The organism is Micromonospora sp. WMMD1082, assembly GCF_029626175.1.
Taxonomy (GTDB): domain Bacteria; phylum Actinomycetota; class Actinomycetes; order Mycobacteriales; family Micromonosporaceae; genus Micromonospora.
Window position 1 is genome coordinate 684,123 of the sequence record NZ_JARUBM010000002.1, and the last position, 13,097, is coordinate 697,219.

The 13,097-nt window shown below is 73.4% G+C and carries 15 protein-coding genes; 7 read left to right on the forward strand and 8 right to left on the reverse strand.

From position 1 onward, the window contains the following. The first annotated feature begins 77 nt into the window (after window positions 1–77). From O7615_RS03335 to O7615_RS03345, 3 genes are all read left to right on the forward strand, one after another. Window positions 78–773 carry a response regulator transcription factor gene (locus O7615_RS03335; protein WP_278175713.1) on the forward strand — a complete coding sequence of 232 codons (696 nt, stop codon included), beginning with the start codon at window positions 78–80 and terminating at the stop codon, window positions 771–773. Further along, the gene (locus tag O7615_RS03340; protein WP_278175715.1) at window positions 770–2,044 is read left to right on the forward strand and encodes a HAMP domain-containing sensor histidine kinase; all 1,275 of its coding nucleotides are present in this window, start codon (window positions 770–772) and stop codon (window positions 2,042–2,044) included. The genes O7615_RS03335 and O7615_RS03340 overlap by 4 nt, the downstream gene beginning before the upstream one ends. Before the next feature lie 115 nt (window positions 2,045–2,159). Next, window positions 2,160–2,666 carry a PepSY domain-containing protein gene (locus tag O7615_RS03345; RefSeq protein ID WP_278175716.1) on the forward strand — a complete coding sequence of 169 codons (507 nt, stop codon included), beginning with the start codon at window positions 2,160–2,162 and terminating at the stop codon, window positions 2,664–2,666. Window positions 2,667–2,798: 132 nt separating this feature from the next. On the opposite strand, the gene O7615_RS03350 is transcribed toward O7615_RS03345, so the two are convergent. Next, the gene (locus O7615_RS03350) at window positions 2,799–3,677 is read right to left on the reverse strand and encodes a sulfotransferase domain-containing protein (RefSeq protein ID WP_278175717.1); all 879 of its coding nucleotides are present in this window, start codon (window positions 3,675–3,677) and stop codon (window positions 2,799–2,801) included. 95 nt (window positions 3,678–3,772) lie between these two features. Between O7615_RS03350 and O7615_RS03355 the strand changes: the two genes are divergently transcribed. Continuing rightward, window positions 3,773–4,870: a hypothetical protein gene (locus O7615_RS03355; protein WP_278175718.1), complete on the forward strand. Its 1,098-nt coding sequence runs from the start codon at window positions 3,773–3,775 to the stop codon at window positions 4,868–4,870. Window positions 4,871–4,874: 4 nt separating this feature from the next. Here O7615_RS03355 and O7615_RS03360 read toward each other — a convergent pair whose 3' ends face one another. The 5 genes from O7615_RS03360 to O7615_RS03380 all read right to left on the reverse strand — a co-directional run bounded on the left by O7615_RS03360 (window position 4,875) and on the right by O7615_RS03380 (window position 8,116). After that, window positions 4,875–5,156 (reverse strand): adhesin, encoded by a 282-nt coding sequence (locus O7615_RS03360; RefSeq protein WP_278175719.1) that lies wholly within the window; start codon window positions 5,154–5,156, stop codon window positions 4,875–4,877. A 270-nt stretch (window positions 5,157–5,426) separates the two neighbouring features. Further along, window positions 5,427–5,825: a hypothetical protein gene (locus O7615_RS03365; protein WP_278175720.1), complete on the reverse strand. Its 399-nt coding sequence runs from the start codon at window positions 5,823–5,825 to the stop codon at window positions 5,427–5,429. A gap of 141 nt (window positions 5,826–5,966) precedes the next feature. Next, the gene (locus O7615_RS03370) at window positions 5,967–6,404 is read right to left on the reverse strand and encodes a nitroreductase family deazaflavin-dependent oxidoreductase (protein ID WP_278175721.1); all 438 of its coding nucleotides are present in this window, start codon (window positions 6,402–6,404) and stop codon (window positions 5,967–5,969) included. A gap of 30 nt (window positions 6,405–6,434) precedes the next feature. Further along, window positions 6,435–7,376, reverse strand: coding sequence for a hypothetical protein (locus O7615_RS03375; RefSeq protein WP_278175722.1), 942 nt, complete (start codon window positions 7,374–7,376; stop codon window positions 6,435–6,437). Between the two features lie 143 nt (window positions 7,377–7,519). Continuing rightward, complete coding sequence (locus tag O7615_RS03380; protein WP_278175723.1) at window positions 7,520–8,116, reverse strand: pentapeptide repeat-containing protein; 597 nt, start codon at window positions 8,114–8,116, stop codon at window positions 7,520–7,522. A 72-nt stretch (window positions 8,117–8,188) separates the two neighbouring features. Here O7615_RS03380 and O7615_RS03385 point away from each other — a divergent pair, with 72 nt between their 5' ends. The 3 genes from O7615_RS03385 to O7615_RS03395 all read left to right on the forward strand — a co-directional run bounded on the left by O7615_RS03385 (window position 8,189) and on the right by O7615_RS03395 (window position 11,727). Continuing rightward, on the forward strand, window positions 8,189–9,421 hold the full coding sequence (locus O7615_RS03385) for a serine hydrolase domain-containing protein (RefSeq protein ID WP_278175724.1): 1,233 nt from the start codon (window positions 8,189–8,191) through the stop codon (window positions 9,419–9,421). A 112-nt stretch (window positions 9,422–9,533) separates the two neighbouring features. After that, complete coding sequence (locus O7615_RS03390) at window positions 9,534–10,178, forward strand: NAD(P)H-binding protein (protein ID WP_278175725.1); 645 nt, start codon at window positions 9,534–9,536, stop codon at window positions 10,176–10,178. A gap of 106 nt (window positions 10,179–10,284) precedes the next feature. Then, window positions 10,285–11,727 (forward strand): M20/M25/M40 family metallo-hydrolase, encoded by a 1,443-nt coding sequence (locus O7615_RS03395; RefSeq protein ID WP_278175726.1) that lies wholly within the window; start codon window positions 10,285–10,287, stop codon window positions 11,725–11,727. Window positions 11,728–11,769: 42 nt separating this feature from the next. Here O7615_RS03395 and O7615_RS03400 read toward each other — a convergent pair whose 3' ends face one another. Further along, on the reverse strand, window positions 11,770–12,234 hold the full coding sequence (locus O7615_RS03400; protein WP_278175728.1) for a PPOX class F420-dependent oxidoreductase: 465 nt from the start codon (window positions 12,232–12,234) through the stop codon (window positions 11,770–11,772). Window positions 12,235–12,255: 21 nt separating this feature from the next. Continuing rightward, entirely contained in the window at window positions 12,256–12,894 is a 639-nt protein-coding gene (locus O7615_RS03405; protein ID WP_278175729.1) for a DUF6642 family protein, read from the reverse strand. Window positions 12,895–13,097 lie beyond the last annotated feature (203 nt).

Here is a 13,097-nt window from a genome sequence, read left to right on the forward strand (position 1 = left end):
GGGCCGACCTTCGGGCAGCGCTAAGGGAGGGTTAACGAACGCGGCCGACGGCCGTGGCCGGGGATACCCTGCCTGCTGTGGCCCGCCTGCTGTTGATCGAGGACGACCTGACCATCCGTACCCCGCTGGTGCGGGCGCTGCGCGAGCGGGGGCATGCGGTGGCGGCCGCCTCCACCGCGATGACCGGGCTGCGCGACGCCCTCGACGACCGCCCCGACCTGGTCGTGCTCGACCTCGGGCTGCCCGACCTTGACGGCCGCGAGTTGCTGCGGATGCTGCGGGCGGTCAGCGCCGTACCGGTCATCGTGGCCACCGCCCGGGACGACGAGCGGGAGATCGTCCAGGTGCTCGACGCCGGGGCCGACGACTACGTAGTCAAGCCGTTCACCGCCGCCCAGCTGGACGCGCGGGTACGCGCGGTGCTGCGCCGCGGACCCGGTGGGCAGGCCGACGAGGACCCGACGGTGGTGGTCGGCGGGCTCCGGATCGACCCCCGGTCCCGGCAGGTCAGCCTCGACGGCGAACCGGTCGAGCTGACCCCGCGCGAGTTCGACCTGCTGCGGCACCTGGCCACCCGGGTCGGCGAGGTGGTGACCAAGCGGGAGCTGCTGACCGAGGTGTGGCAGATCCCGTACGGCGGGGCGGACAAGACGGTCGACGTGCACCTGTCCTGGCTGCGCCGCAAGCTCGGCGAGAGCGCCCAGCAGCCGCGCTACCTGCACACGGTCCGTGGGGTCGGGGTGCGGCTGGTCTCCCCGGAGGTCGGCGGGTGAGGAGACGCCTGGCGCTGCTGGTCGCCGCGGTCAGCGTGCTCATCGTGATCGCCTTCCTGGTGCCGCTGGCGCTGCTGCTGCGTACCGCCGCCGAGGACCGGGCGACGGTGCGCGCCACGGCCGACGCACAGAGCCTCGCCCCGGTGGTCGGCACCGCCGACGTGGAGACCGTGCGGTTGACCGTCGGGCAGCTCGCCGCCGAGTCCGGCCGACCGGTCAGCGTGTTCCTGCCCGACGGCACCGTGCTCGGCTCGGCCGTGCCGCGTACGCCTGCGGTGGAGCTGGCCGGCCGGGGGCAGAGCCTCACCGCGGAGACGGCCGACGGCCGGGAGGTGGTGATCGCGGTGCAGGGCCGGACGGACGGCACGGCGGTCATCCGGACAGTGGTGCCGTACGCCGAGATGACCGCCGGGGTGGGTCGGGCCTGGCTGGTGCTGGCCCTGCTCGGCGTGCTGCTGGTGCTGATCGGCCTGGCCGTCGCCGACCGGCTGGCCCGGACCCTGGTCCGGCCCATCGGCGAGCTGTCGGCGGTGTCGCACCGGCTCGCCAACGCCGAGTTGGATGCGCGGGTGGTCCCCGCCGGGCCGGCGGAGCTGCGCGAGGTGGGCGGGGCGCTCAACCACCTGGCCGGCCGGATCCAGGAGCTGCTGGCGCAGGAACGGGAACGGGTGGCGGACTTGTCGCACCGGCTGCGCACCCCGATGACGGCGCTACGCCTGGAGGCCGAGTCGCTGCGCGACCCGCAGGACGCCGCCCGGGTCACCGACGCGGTGGACGGGCTGGAGCGGGCGGTCACCGGTCTGATCCGGCAGGCCCGCTGGCGCGCCCCCGCCGACGGCACGGTGGTCACCGACGCCGTGGCGACGGTGACCGACCGGGTGGCCTTCTGGTCGGTGCTGGCGGAGGAGACCGGCCGTGCGGTCGACCTCGATCTGGCGCCCGGTCCGCTGCCGGTGGCGGTCCCACCCGACGAGCTGGCCGCGGCGGTGGACGCGCTGCTCGGCAACGTCTTCGCGCACACTCCGGACGGCACCGCCTTCGCCGTCCGGCTCGCCACCGTCGCCGACCAGGTGGTGTTGACGGTGGCCGACGAGGGCCCCGGCATCGCGGCGGACTCGGTGCGCCGGGGGGCCAGCCAGGCCGGGTCGACCGGGCTCGGGCTGGACATCGCCCGCCGGGCGGCCCAGGCCAGCGGCGGCCGGCTGGAGCTGGGCGAGCGGCACGGCGGTGGAGCCGAGGTGATCCTCCGGCTCGGCCCGCCGAAGACCTGACCGTCGGGATTCCCATGACCCGGCGAGGGCTTAACCCGGGCTTAGGGTTCGGACAGCGCGCCGCTATCGCGCCGGCACCGATCCTCGATGCAACAACCGAGGAGAGGTGGAGACGATGAAGCGCAACCCCCTGATCCTGGCGTCGGCCGGCGGCGCGGCGGCGGTCCTGGCGGTGACCGGGGTGCTGTTGGGTGTCGCGGCGGCGGACAACAGCCGGGCAGAGCAGGCGACCCTGACCGCCGCGACCAGTGCCCCGACGACGGCCGGCGTCCCGGACGACGCCACGCCGGACGACAGCGGCACCCTGGGCACGCCGGCCGAGCCGACCGGCGCCGCCACCCCGGCCGACCCGGGCAACGCCGGCACGCCGGCCACCGCGGCCGACGCGGTGAGCCTGGAGCGGGCCGGCGAGATCGCGGTGGCACACGTCGGTGGCGGCCGGATCACCGAGATCGAGCGGGACCGGGAGAAGGGCCGGCCGGTCTGGGAGGTCGAGATCGTCAGGGGTAACACCGAGCACGAGATCTACGTCGACCGGGAGACCGGCACCGTGGTCAAGGCCGAGCAGGAGCCGGTTGACGACGACGATGACGATGACGACGACGACCGGTACGACGACTGACGCGCGCACCCGGGCCGGGTGACGGCCCACCCAACCGGCAACCCCGGTACGGCATCCCCGCCGTGCCGGGGTTGCCGTTTCACCGGGCCGGTCGCTGCGACCGGGCGCGGGTCGGACATCGGGCGGGCCGCGTCAGCGGTCGCGGTGCAGCCAGGCGAGCAGGTCGGGCGGGGCCAACGCGGCGGCCCGCGCCCGGTAGCGGGCCCGGCCGGCGTCGTCGAGCAGGGCGCTGCCCTGACCGGAGCGACCGCTGCGGAAGAAGGCGCTCCGGTCCTTGAACACCCCGGCGGGGTCCGGCGCGAGCCGGTCGGCGCGGGCCCGCATGCGGTCGAAGGTCGCCGCCTCGACCAGGTCGGGCCCGGGCGGGTCGAGGCCCAGCCGGTCGGCGAGGTGGTGCATCTGCCCGGACAGGTCGCCCCGAAGGTCGTCGTAGTGGACGAGGTGGACGTTCGGCCGGTGCCGGCGGGCCCAGGCGTCACGCAGGTGCCACAGGACGCCGGGCAGCGAATCGAGTTCCTCGCGCGGATCCGGATCCGCGTCGATCCAGCGTACGAGCGCCTGCTCGACCGACGGCCCGTCCCGGTCCGGCGCCGTGGGCTGGCCGGTCAGCTCGGCGACGCGAGCGCGGTCGAGGTTCGCGCCCTGGTGGTGCAGGGACACCGCCATGTCGAGCGGATGGCGGGCCACCACCACGTAGTGCACCCGGGGATCGCTCGGCACACCGTCGAGCGGAGTGTGGGTCTTGATGAAGCGACGGTGCCGCTGGGCGGCCAGCCGCGCGTACACCTGCTCCTGGGGTTCGACCAGCCAGTCCAACCAGGGCGACAGCTCGGTCAGGGGTGCCGGCAGGTCGGGCGTACGCAGCACCAGCAGCGCGCAGATCATCTGCACCCAGGTCGTCCCGCTCTTGGAACGGGTGCTGATCACGATGTCCCCCGGACGGCGGGGGAACCCCTGCCAGCGGGCGCTGTCCTCGTCGGGGGACCGGTATCGGGTCGGGGGTTCGGGCACCGACGTGACGATAGTCGGAGAGCTGACACCGGTCGGGGGATTTTGCCGCCGCAGGCCCTGTGAGGTGCGTAATCGCCTGGCTACATTGAATTATGATGCCCGCCCCCGGGGGCCGGGCGGAGGATCCCGTCTACCGCCCCGTCCTCGCCGCACGGCGCGGGGAACTGGAGGCGCTCGGCCACCTCGACGACGCCCTCGCCCCGATGCTCAGCCCGATCCTGCAACTGTCCGAACTAGACAGCTCCATCGTGGCGACCGTGGCGCGGCTTCCGCCGGGCCTGGTTCCGGCCGTCGACATCAGCGCGCTACCCGAGCCGGCGGAATCCGCGCTGGCTCGCTGGGGCGTACCGCTGGTGCCGGTGATCGGTCTGGCGGACGGTGAGCGGCGGTTGGCGGCGCTCGGCGCGGTGGCCCGGGCACACACCCGGCGGGCCGTCGTGCGGCTGCGGATCCGCCAGGACCGGGCCCGCCCCGACGCGACCACCGTCGCCGTCGAGCGGATCTGGCGGTACGCGCGGCTGGCGCCCGAGCAGTGCGACCTGCTGCTCGACTGCGGTGACGTCTGCTGCCCGGCGGACGTACGGCTGACCGAGCCCCGGGTCCGACGGGTGCTGGACTGGGCACGGCGGCACGACTGGCGTTCGGTGAGTGTGGTGGCCGGCGGGATGCCGCCGGCGCTGTCCCGCCTGCCCACCGACGAGCCCGTACGGCTGGACCGCTGGGACTGGCTGCTCTGGCAGCGACTGGCCGATCTCGGCGTCGGGTTCGGTGACTACGGCGTGGCCCCGGCGGCCGAACCAGCGGCGGCAGGGTCAGCACCGGCGGGCGACCGGCACCCGACGGTCCCCTACACCAGCGACGGCGCCTGGTGGGTGCACCGCTGGTCACGGCGCCGGGGCCGGGGCGACGAACGGGTCGCCGACCTGTGTCACACGCTGGTGTCCGGGCCGTACTGGCCGGCGACCGGCGCCGGCTTCTCCTGGGGCGATCACGAGATCCTGCGCCGGGCACGGCGGGTCGCCGGGGCCGGGTCGGCGACCAACTGGGTGGCGTGGAGCACCTCGCACCACCTGGCCCACGTGCTGGACGCGCTAAGGCGGCCGGCGCACGGCGGCGCGTGGCGACCCGCGGTGACCCGGCCGCCGACGAGCGGCCGTACGCGGCGCGGCGGCGAGACCCGCCGCGCCGGCTGAACCCCTAGTCCTTCTCGGTGAACCCGAACTGCACGACGCCCTCGTCGTCGACGGTCGCGTCGACCGAGGCGTCACCGAGCAGGTCGGCGGCGTCGGAGTCGAGGAAGATCCGGGCGCCCTGGTTGTCGACCACATGGTCGCCCTCGACCGGCGCGGGGACCATCTCGACGGTGAGCGAACCGGCTGCGGTGTCCGCGGCGATGCGGACGCCACCGCCCTCGGCGACGTCCTGCTGCGCGGCAAGATCACGGATCACCAGGACGGCGTTGTCGGTCATCGTGAGCATGGTGCGACTCCTCGTGGGTGTTCTCGGGCTCCCGGCGCGGCCGCGCTTCGCGGATCCGCGGGCGGGCCGGACTCGGCCCGCGTACCGGCACAGACGTGTCGGCGGCGCCTTGCGCTGGTCACCCCCCGACGGATTGCCGGGCGGTGCCACCCATGCCGCATCGGGGCAGCTCAGAGCCCCGCCACTGCCCACGGTGCCCCCTGTCCGGGCATCCGTCAAATAGAGGAATGTCAGTGCATGGCGGGGCGTCGGAGGGGTATGCGCATCCTCCTACGCCCGACCGCCGTCGGGCCGGCCACCGCGCCGGGCGGTAGGCCACGCCGGGCGGTGCGTCTCGTCGGGCGGGTCGCCGCGTCGGGCGGTGGGGTGGGGTGGCAGCGGCGCGGCCGGGTCGCCGCGCTCGATCAGCGCGGCGATGTCGGCGTCGTGCAGGCCGCGCAGCGCGAGCACCCGGGTACCCCAACGGTGCAGCCGGCACGGGTGCGGGCTGGCGTCGTTACGGCAGACCGTTCCCCCCGACCAGCTCCGTGGCGCGTGCACCACGACGGCTCGGACGGCGAACTGGGCATCCTCGGCGGTCACGTACGGCGGCAGCGGGATCTCCCGCAGCCCCACTCCTGCCCGCTCGCCGGTGGACGGTGACGGACGGACGGTACTGCTGCTGCTCATCGGCCTGGCCTCCACACAGGACAGTCGAACACGGACAGCAGGACGCTACGACCCACCACCCCCACCCCGACGGACAAACTGTCCCGGCGACTCAGCCGGCAGCCCGCAGTCAGGATCAGGCATCCTCTCCTGGTCGTCGCGTCAGGCGCGTTCGAGCAGCACCACCGGGATGTCCCGGTCGGTCTTCGCCTGGTAGTCGTCGTAGGCTGGCCAGATGGCGGTCATGACCGGCCACAGCCGCGCCTTCTCATCGGGCGTCGCGGTCCGTGCCCGGGCGGTGAACCGATCGGCGCCGACCTGTACCTCGACGTGCGGATCGGCCAGCAGGTTGAGGTACCAGGCCGGGTGCCGGGGAGCGCCACCCTGGGAGCCGACCACCGCGTACGCGTCGCCGGATCGACCGTAGATCAACGCGGTGCGCCGCAACGTGCCACTGCGCCGGCCACGGGTGGTCAGCAGTAGCGTGAAGACGCCGGGCCGCCACTCGTGCCCGTCGGCGCCGTCGGTGTCGACGTACCGGTTGATGTGCTCGGCCACCCAGTTCGTCGGGCTGTCCAGCACCTCTTCGCCTGTGGTCATAGGTCCCCCGGTCAGCCTGCTCCACCGCCGTCAGCGCAACGCTACGGCCTGTAGACCGACGTTACCGCAGCGGGAGGTGAAGGTCTCCGCCACCGTCCAGGTGAGCAGGAGTCGGGTGGCCTTCGGTGCCTGGAAGCGGATGGTCACCTCGGCGGACTGGCTGGTGTGCCGTTCCTCCAGCCGCAGCGTACGGCTCGGGCCACCGTCGGCCAGCCGCATCTCCAACCGGCCACGGGCCATCCACACACCGAGGTAGACGGTGACGGTGCGCGGTTGACCGTCGGCGACGACGGCGAGGCTGAAGCCGTTGCCCGCACCGCAGGTGTAGACCCCGTCGGGGGTGGCGTCGGTCGACCGCACCGGCGCGCCGTCGCGCCACCGGAACATCTCCTGGTTACCGTCCCAGCCGGCCCGCTCACCCCGACCGCCCAGGTCACGGATCTCGGCGGAGCCGTCGCGCTTGCGTACCGTCGCCCCGGCGCCGCCCAGTCCCCAGTGCACCCAGTCACGCTCACCCGCCCGGGTCAGGTTCACCGTCGCCGGGATGTCCGACCGGCTGACGGTGAGCAGCGGCGGTGCCGCCGTGGGTGCCGTGGAGGTGGGGCTCGGGCTCGGGGTGGGGCGGGGGCTCGGCGACCGCTCGCGCGGTTGCAGGCCCGGCACGGCCGGGGCGGTGGGCACGGTGCTGGGCAGGCTCGGGCGCCCGACCACCGCCGGCAGGCCGCCCAGATCCGCCCGGTCCTGCGGGCTGGGCTCCGACCACCATTGCACGTACCCGACCAGCGCCAGCAGACCGGCGCCGGCGGCGACCGCCTCGACGACCCAGCGGCGGCGTCGACGGCCACGGGCCAGCCGGCGGGCGGCGGCGCGGCTCTCGCCGTCCGGCCCGGGCAGGTGCCGCCGGGGAGCAGGTACGCGATGCCGGGCGGGCTCGCCGGGCTGAGGCGCCCGTGCGGGTTCTTCCTCCGTCACCGACCCTCCACTTCTGCCGGACCGGGCTCGCACCGGCACACCGCACCCGGTTGTGCGGGCGCCTCACATTGGCACTACCAGGACCCTCCGCGCTACCCGGATCGTCGCCTGGCCCGTCGCCGGCCCGGCGAGCGCGGGTGGGGTCAGCCGCGGATGTCGAAGCCGAGGGCCCGGGCGACGGCCACCGACTGCATCACGTCGATGACCGTCCCGGCGCGCTGCACCGCCGTCGGGTCCAACCCGGCGAGGTCGCTGCCGCGAAGGTCCGCACCGGACAGCCGGGCACCTCGCCACTGCACGTCGGACAGGTCACCGCCGGTCACCGTCGCGCCGGTCAGATCGGCACCGGACAGGTCTGTCTCCCGCATGCGTACGCCGGTGAACCGCCCGCCGCGCAGGTCGGCGCCGGCGAGGGTGACGAACGACCAGTCGCCCCCGGTCACGGTCAACGGCCGCAGGTCGCACCGGTCGAAGGTGCTGCCCACCAGCTTGCAGCCGGTGAACTCCGCCTCGAACAGGTTGCACCGGGTGAACACGCAGCGGGTGAAGGCCGAGTCGGTGTGCCGGGAGACGTTGAACGCCACGTCGCCGAAGGTGCAGCCGTCGAAGACCGCGCCCCGGCTGCTCGCCTCGGTCAGATCCACCCGGTGGAAGGTGCAGCCGACGAAGTGCCGGTCGGCCAGATCCTCCGCATACCAGTCCTCGTCGTGGAACGTGACGTCCTCGGTCGGCTCCGGCATGCCAGGAGGGTAACCAGCGCCACCGACAGGTACGCCTTCCCGCCCTGCGTACCGGCCGGTAGGTTCGGTCGGGTGAGCATCGCACCCAGCATCGAGGCGGACCGGGTCGGTTTCGACCCGGCGCGGTTGGCCCGGATCGACCAGCACTTCGGCCCGTACGTCGACGACGGCCGGCTGGCGGGCTGGCAGGCGGTGGTGACCCGGCGCGGCGAGATCGCGCACAGCTCGACGTACGGGCTGCGCGACCGCGAGGCCGGCACGCCGGTGCAGGCGGACACCCTCTGGCGGATCTACTCCATGACCAAGCCGATCACCTCGGTGGCGGCGATGATGCTCTGGGAGGAGGGCCGCTTCGAGCTGACCGACGAGATCGGGCGCTGGCTGCCCGAGTTCGCCGACATGCGGGTCTACTCGAAGGGCTCGACGCTCAAGCCCTACACCGTGCCGGCGATCGAGCCGATCCGGGTCTGGCACCTGCTCACCCACACCGCCGGGCTGACGTACGGCTTCATGCAGACCTCGGTGGTCGACGGCCTGTACCGGGCCGCCGGCTACGACCTGTACCCGCCGGCGGAGGTCGACCTCGCCGAGGCCTGCCGGGTCTTCGGTGAGCTGCCGCTGCTGTTCCAGCCCGGCACCGCCTGGGGATACTCCGTCGCCACCGACGTGCTCGGCCGGCTCGTCGAGGTGGTCGCCGGGCAGAGCCTGGACACGTTCCTCACCGACCGCATCCTGCGCCCGTTGGGCATGGCGGACACCCGCTGGCACGTCGACGGCGCCGACGCCGACCGGCTGGCCGCGCTCTACGTGCCGGACCCGGCGACCGGTCGGGCGGTACGCCACGACGCGCTCGGCGACCTGGCGTACGAGAAGCCGACGCTGCTCTCCGGCGGCGGCGGCCTGATCTCGTCGGCCGCCGACTACCACCGCTTCACCCAGCTGCTGCTCCGCGGTGGCGAACTGGACGGTACGCGCCTGCTCGGCCCCCGCACGGTGCGCTTCATGACCCGCAACCACCTGCCCGGCGGGCAGGACCTGGGCACCCTGTCCACCGGGGGGTTCGCCGAGACAACCCTGGACGGCATCGGGTTCGGCCTCGGCTTCGCGGTGGTGGACGACCCCGTACCGAGCCGGATGCCGAGCAGCACCGGCGAGTACTACTGGGGTGGGGTGGCCAGCACCGCGTTCTGGGTCGACCCGGCGGAGGAGATCACCGCCATGTTCTTCACCCAGCTGATGCCGTCGAGCACCTGGCCCATCCGGCCGCAGCTGCGCCAGCTGGTCTACTCCGCGCTGGTCGGCTGAGAGACCGAGCGGGATCGCCGTTCCACCGACGACCGCCCGGGCCGCTCCCTAGCCTGGGAGGCGTGAGTGAGCGGAGCGAGCGAACCATCCGGCCCAGCAGCGTGGCAGCGACGTGAGTGACATCGTCGTGTTCGGTGCGGGCGGCACCGCGGGTTCGCGGATCACCAGGGAGGCGTTCGGCCGGGGGCACCGGGTGGTGGCCGCGGTGCGCCGGCCGGAGGCGGACGCGCCGTTCCTGCCGGCCGGGGTCCGCGTCGTCACCGGGGACGCGACCAGTGAACGCAGCGTGCGGGAACTGGCGCCGGAGGCGGACGCACTGGTGGTAGCGATTGGCGGCGGGGACCGTACGCTCTGGCCCGACGCGGCGCGGACCGTCCTGGACGTGCTGCACGGCATGCCGGCGGCTCCCCGGGTCATCCACGTCGGCGGCGGTGCCACCCTGCTCACGGCGGCCGGAACCCGGCTGCTCGACGAGCCGGACTTTCCCGAGGAGTACCGTGACGCCGCCCGGGGGCAGGCGGAGGCCCTGGATGTCTACCGCTCCTCGGCCGACGGGGTCACCTGGACGTACGTCTCCCCTCCGCCATTGGAGTTCCACCCGGGGGAACGCACCGGCCGGTATCGCACCGGCACCGACCAGCCGGTGACCGACGCGCAGGGCCGCAGCGTGCTCAGCTACGAGGATCTGGCCGTCGCGGTGGTCGACGAGATCGAGAACCCTCGCTTCCGGAATGCGCGTTTCACCGCCGCGTACTGATCTCTGATCTTGAGAAACGCCAGCTCGCCAGATAGATTCGAGTCTCTGTGACTCGGGCGCCGCACCCCTGACGCCCAGGTCGGACCTTGAATCAGGAGGGCGCGTCTTGGCTTCGCTCGACGACACCGTGACATCCCCGCACGACTCCTCCCGCTCCACCGGATCAGGTTCGCTCAACCGCCGACGGATGCTGACCGTCGCGCTCGGCGGCGCCGCCACCGTGGCGCTGCCCGCGCCCGCCTGGGCCGCCACCGGTCAGCGGCCCGGCGCGCACCGCCCACCGGCCCTCACCCTCTTCGACCGCCTCGTCGTCGCCCAGCTGTCGAGCAGCCGGGCGCTCCAGCACCTCAAGGTGCTCTCCGAGGACATCGGCCCGCGCATCGGCGGCACCGACTCGGAGCGCCGCGCCGCCCACTACATCGCCGGCCAGCTCGACAGGTTGCGCTACGACACCACGCTGCAACCCTTCCCGGTCGCCGACAAGTTCCTCGCCCAGCTCAGCTCGCCGGCCGGGCTGCCCAGGGACCTGAACTGGCAGGCCGGGGCGAGCGGGCACGCCGCGCTGGACACCACCGTCACCGCCGCCGTGGTCGACGTCGGTGCCGGAGCGCCGGGCGACTATCCGGCCGACGTCGGCGGCAAGATCGTGCTGGTCGACTACGTCGCGGCCGAGCGCGAGCAGCTCGCCGCCACCGCCGTGACGGCCGGGGCGGCGGCCGTGGTCTTCCTCCCGGCCGACCTGGTCGAGCCCCGCCGGGCGTCGGCGTTCTCCCCCACGCTGCCCGGCGCCGAGTCCGCTCCGCTGCCGATCCCGGTGGTCGGGGTGGCCCAGGCGCAGAAGCACCGGCTCCGTGCCCTGCTGGCCGCCGGCCCGCTCACCCTGACCGTCGCCACCGCCGCGCACCGCGGCCTCACCTCGCACAACGTGCTGGCCGAGCGGCGTGGGCTGGCCGGCAAGCGCGGCCCGGTGGTCATGGTGAGCGCGCACTACGACTCGGTGATCGGCGCACCGGGCGCCAACGACGACGGCTCCGGCACGGTGCTCAGCCTGGAGCTGGCCCGCGTGCTGCGGGCGATACCGACCTACGCCACCGTGCGGTTCGCCCTGTGGGGCTCGGAGGAGCAGGGGTTGATCGGGTCGCGCTACTACGTCGCCCAGTTGCCCCAGACCGAGCGCGACCGGATCCTCGCCGTCTACCAGACCGACATGGTCGCCACCAGTTGGGATCCGGCCACCCGCTACTGGCTGCTGTCGTTCACCGGTGAGAGCAACCGGGCCACCGACGAGGTCGCCGCCGCCGCGCGTCGGCTCGGCTACGAGCCGCAGATCTCCCCGGTGACCCAGCGCGGCGCCAGCGACCACCAGTCGTTCCAGGAGGTCGGCATCGCCAGCGCGAACTTCTCCTGGCGCGGCGAGGAGTCGCCGGCGCTGCTGGAACCGCCGTACCACAGCCCGGAGGACACCATCGCCAAGAACATCAGCCTGGAGCGGCTCCAGGTGTCGATGGAACTGATCGGCTGCGCCACGTACGCGACGGCGCGGTACTGACCTGTCGGGCGGGGTGCGGTGTCGGCCGCACCCCGCCCGCGTTCAGTCGGCCAGCCGGGCCGGGAAGCCGCCGGTGGCGACCGGGCCCCACGAGGTGATGGTGACCCGGATCAGCGACTTGCCCTGCCGCAGCATCGCCTGCCGGTACTCGTCCCAGTCCGGGTGCTCGCCGGAGATGCTGCGGAAGTAGTCCACCAGCGGTTCGAGGGCCTCCGGCAGGTCCAGCACCTCGGCCGTGCCGTCGAGCTGCACCCACGGGCCGTTCCAGTCGTCGGAGAGCACGCAGGCCGACACCCGGGGGTCGCGGCGGAGGTTGGCGACCTTCGCGCGTTCCGGATAGCTGGAGATCACCAGCCGGCCTTCGGCGTCCACCCCGGCCGCGACCGGCGAGGACTGCGGCCGGCCGTCGGCGCGGGTGGTGATCAGCAGCACCCGGTGCCGGGGGCGGATGAAGTCGAGGAGAGCGTCCCGGTCGACCCGGGTGTTACGAGCGATCGTGCGTGGCATCGTTCGTTTCTACCAGCCGTCCTACCAGCCGTCAGGTGAGCTGGCCGGCTGACGGCTGGCGGGCACCCGGGGCCGCACCGGCGGTCGCCAGGCGCGGCCGTTGGCGTAGATGACCCGGAAGCCGAGGTACGACGCCAGCGGCGCCCAGTGCGCCGAGCCCATCCGCAGCTCGGCGGCGTTGTGCCGCTGACCGTTGGCGAGCACGTCGAGCAGGACGGTCTCGAACGCCGCCGACTCGACCCAGTCCACCTCGCGGGTGAAGCCGCAGATCAACGCGGCGCCGGTGACCTCAAGGAACTCCCGCAGCACCGACTCGGAGGCGCGCAACACCGAACAGCTGCCGAAGTAGAGGCGCCGCCCCTCGCAGCGCCCGGCCATCAGCTCGGCCACCTCGGTGAGCTCCACCGACTGCCAGTCGGTCAGGCAGAGCCGGTTCGGCTCGCCGTGCATCGCGAAGAAGCCGAGCCGGTGGTCCGCGTACTGCTTCAGCAGCCAGCGGTCGATGAAGTAGAACAGCTCATCCCGGGTGGCGGCGTCCTTGTGGATGAAGCGGATCCGGCCCAGCCGTTCGAGCAGTTCGAGGGTGGGCAGCACGGAGCCGCGCTCGTTGAGGTCCCGGTGCCACTGGCCCTCGACGCAGAAGATGCCACCACGTGCCACGCCCGCCTCCCCGCCGTCGCCCGCGCTGACGTTACCGGGCCGCCGGCACCGGAGAACATCACCCTCCGTGTCGCCGGATGCGACCTTCGGCGCGGAAGCGCCCCTTCTCCGACACCTCGGACGTGAATGCCTGTTTCGCAGATGGGCCTAATTCCCAGCTGATGCCCAGGTACGACGAATCATGAGGACAATTCTCGTTAATT

Bases quoted from the DNA above. Each gene is read 5' to 3' on its own strand.
- O7615_RS03360 (WP_278175719.1), bottom strand. From the start codon at position 5,156: ATGCTCACGATGACCGACAACGCCGTCCTGGTGATCCGTGATCTTGCC.
- O7615_RS03400 (WP_278175728.1), bottom strand. From the start codon at position 12,234: ATGCCACGCACGATCGCTCGTAACACCCGGGTCGACCGGGACGCTCTC.
- O7615_RS03355 (WP_278175718.1), top strand. From the start codon at position 3,773: ATGCCCGCCCCCGGGGGCCGGGCGGAGGATCCCGTCTACCGCCCCGTC.
- O7615_RS03370 (WP_278175721.1), bottom strand. From the start codon at position 6,404: ATGACCACAGGCGAAGAGGTGCTGGACAGCCCGACGAACTGGGTGGCC.
- O7615_RS03345 (WP_278175716.1), top strand. From the start codon at position 2,160: ATGAAGCGCAACCCCCTGATCCTGGCGTCGGCCGGCGGCGCGGCGGCG.
- O7615_RS03380 (WP_278175723.1), bottom strand. From the start codon at position 8,116: ATGCCGGAGCCGACCGAGGACGTCACGTTCCACGACGAGGACTGGTAT.
- O7615_RS03365 (WP_278175720.1), bottom strand. From the start codon at position 5,825: ATGAGCAGCAGCAGTACCGTCCGTCCGTCACCGTCCACCGGCGAGCGG.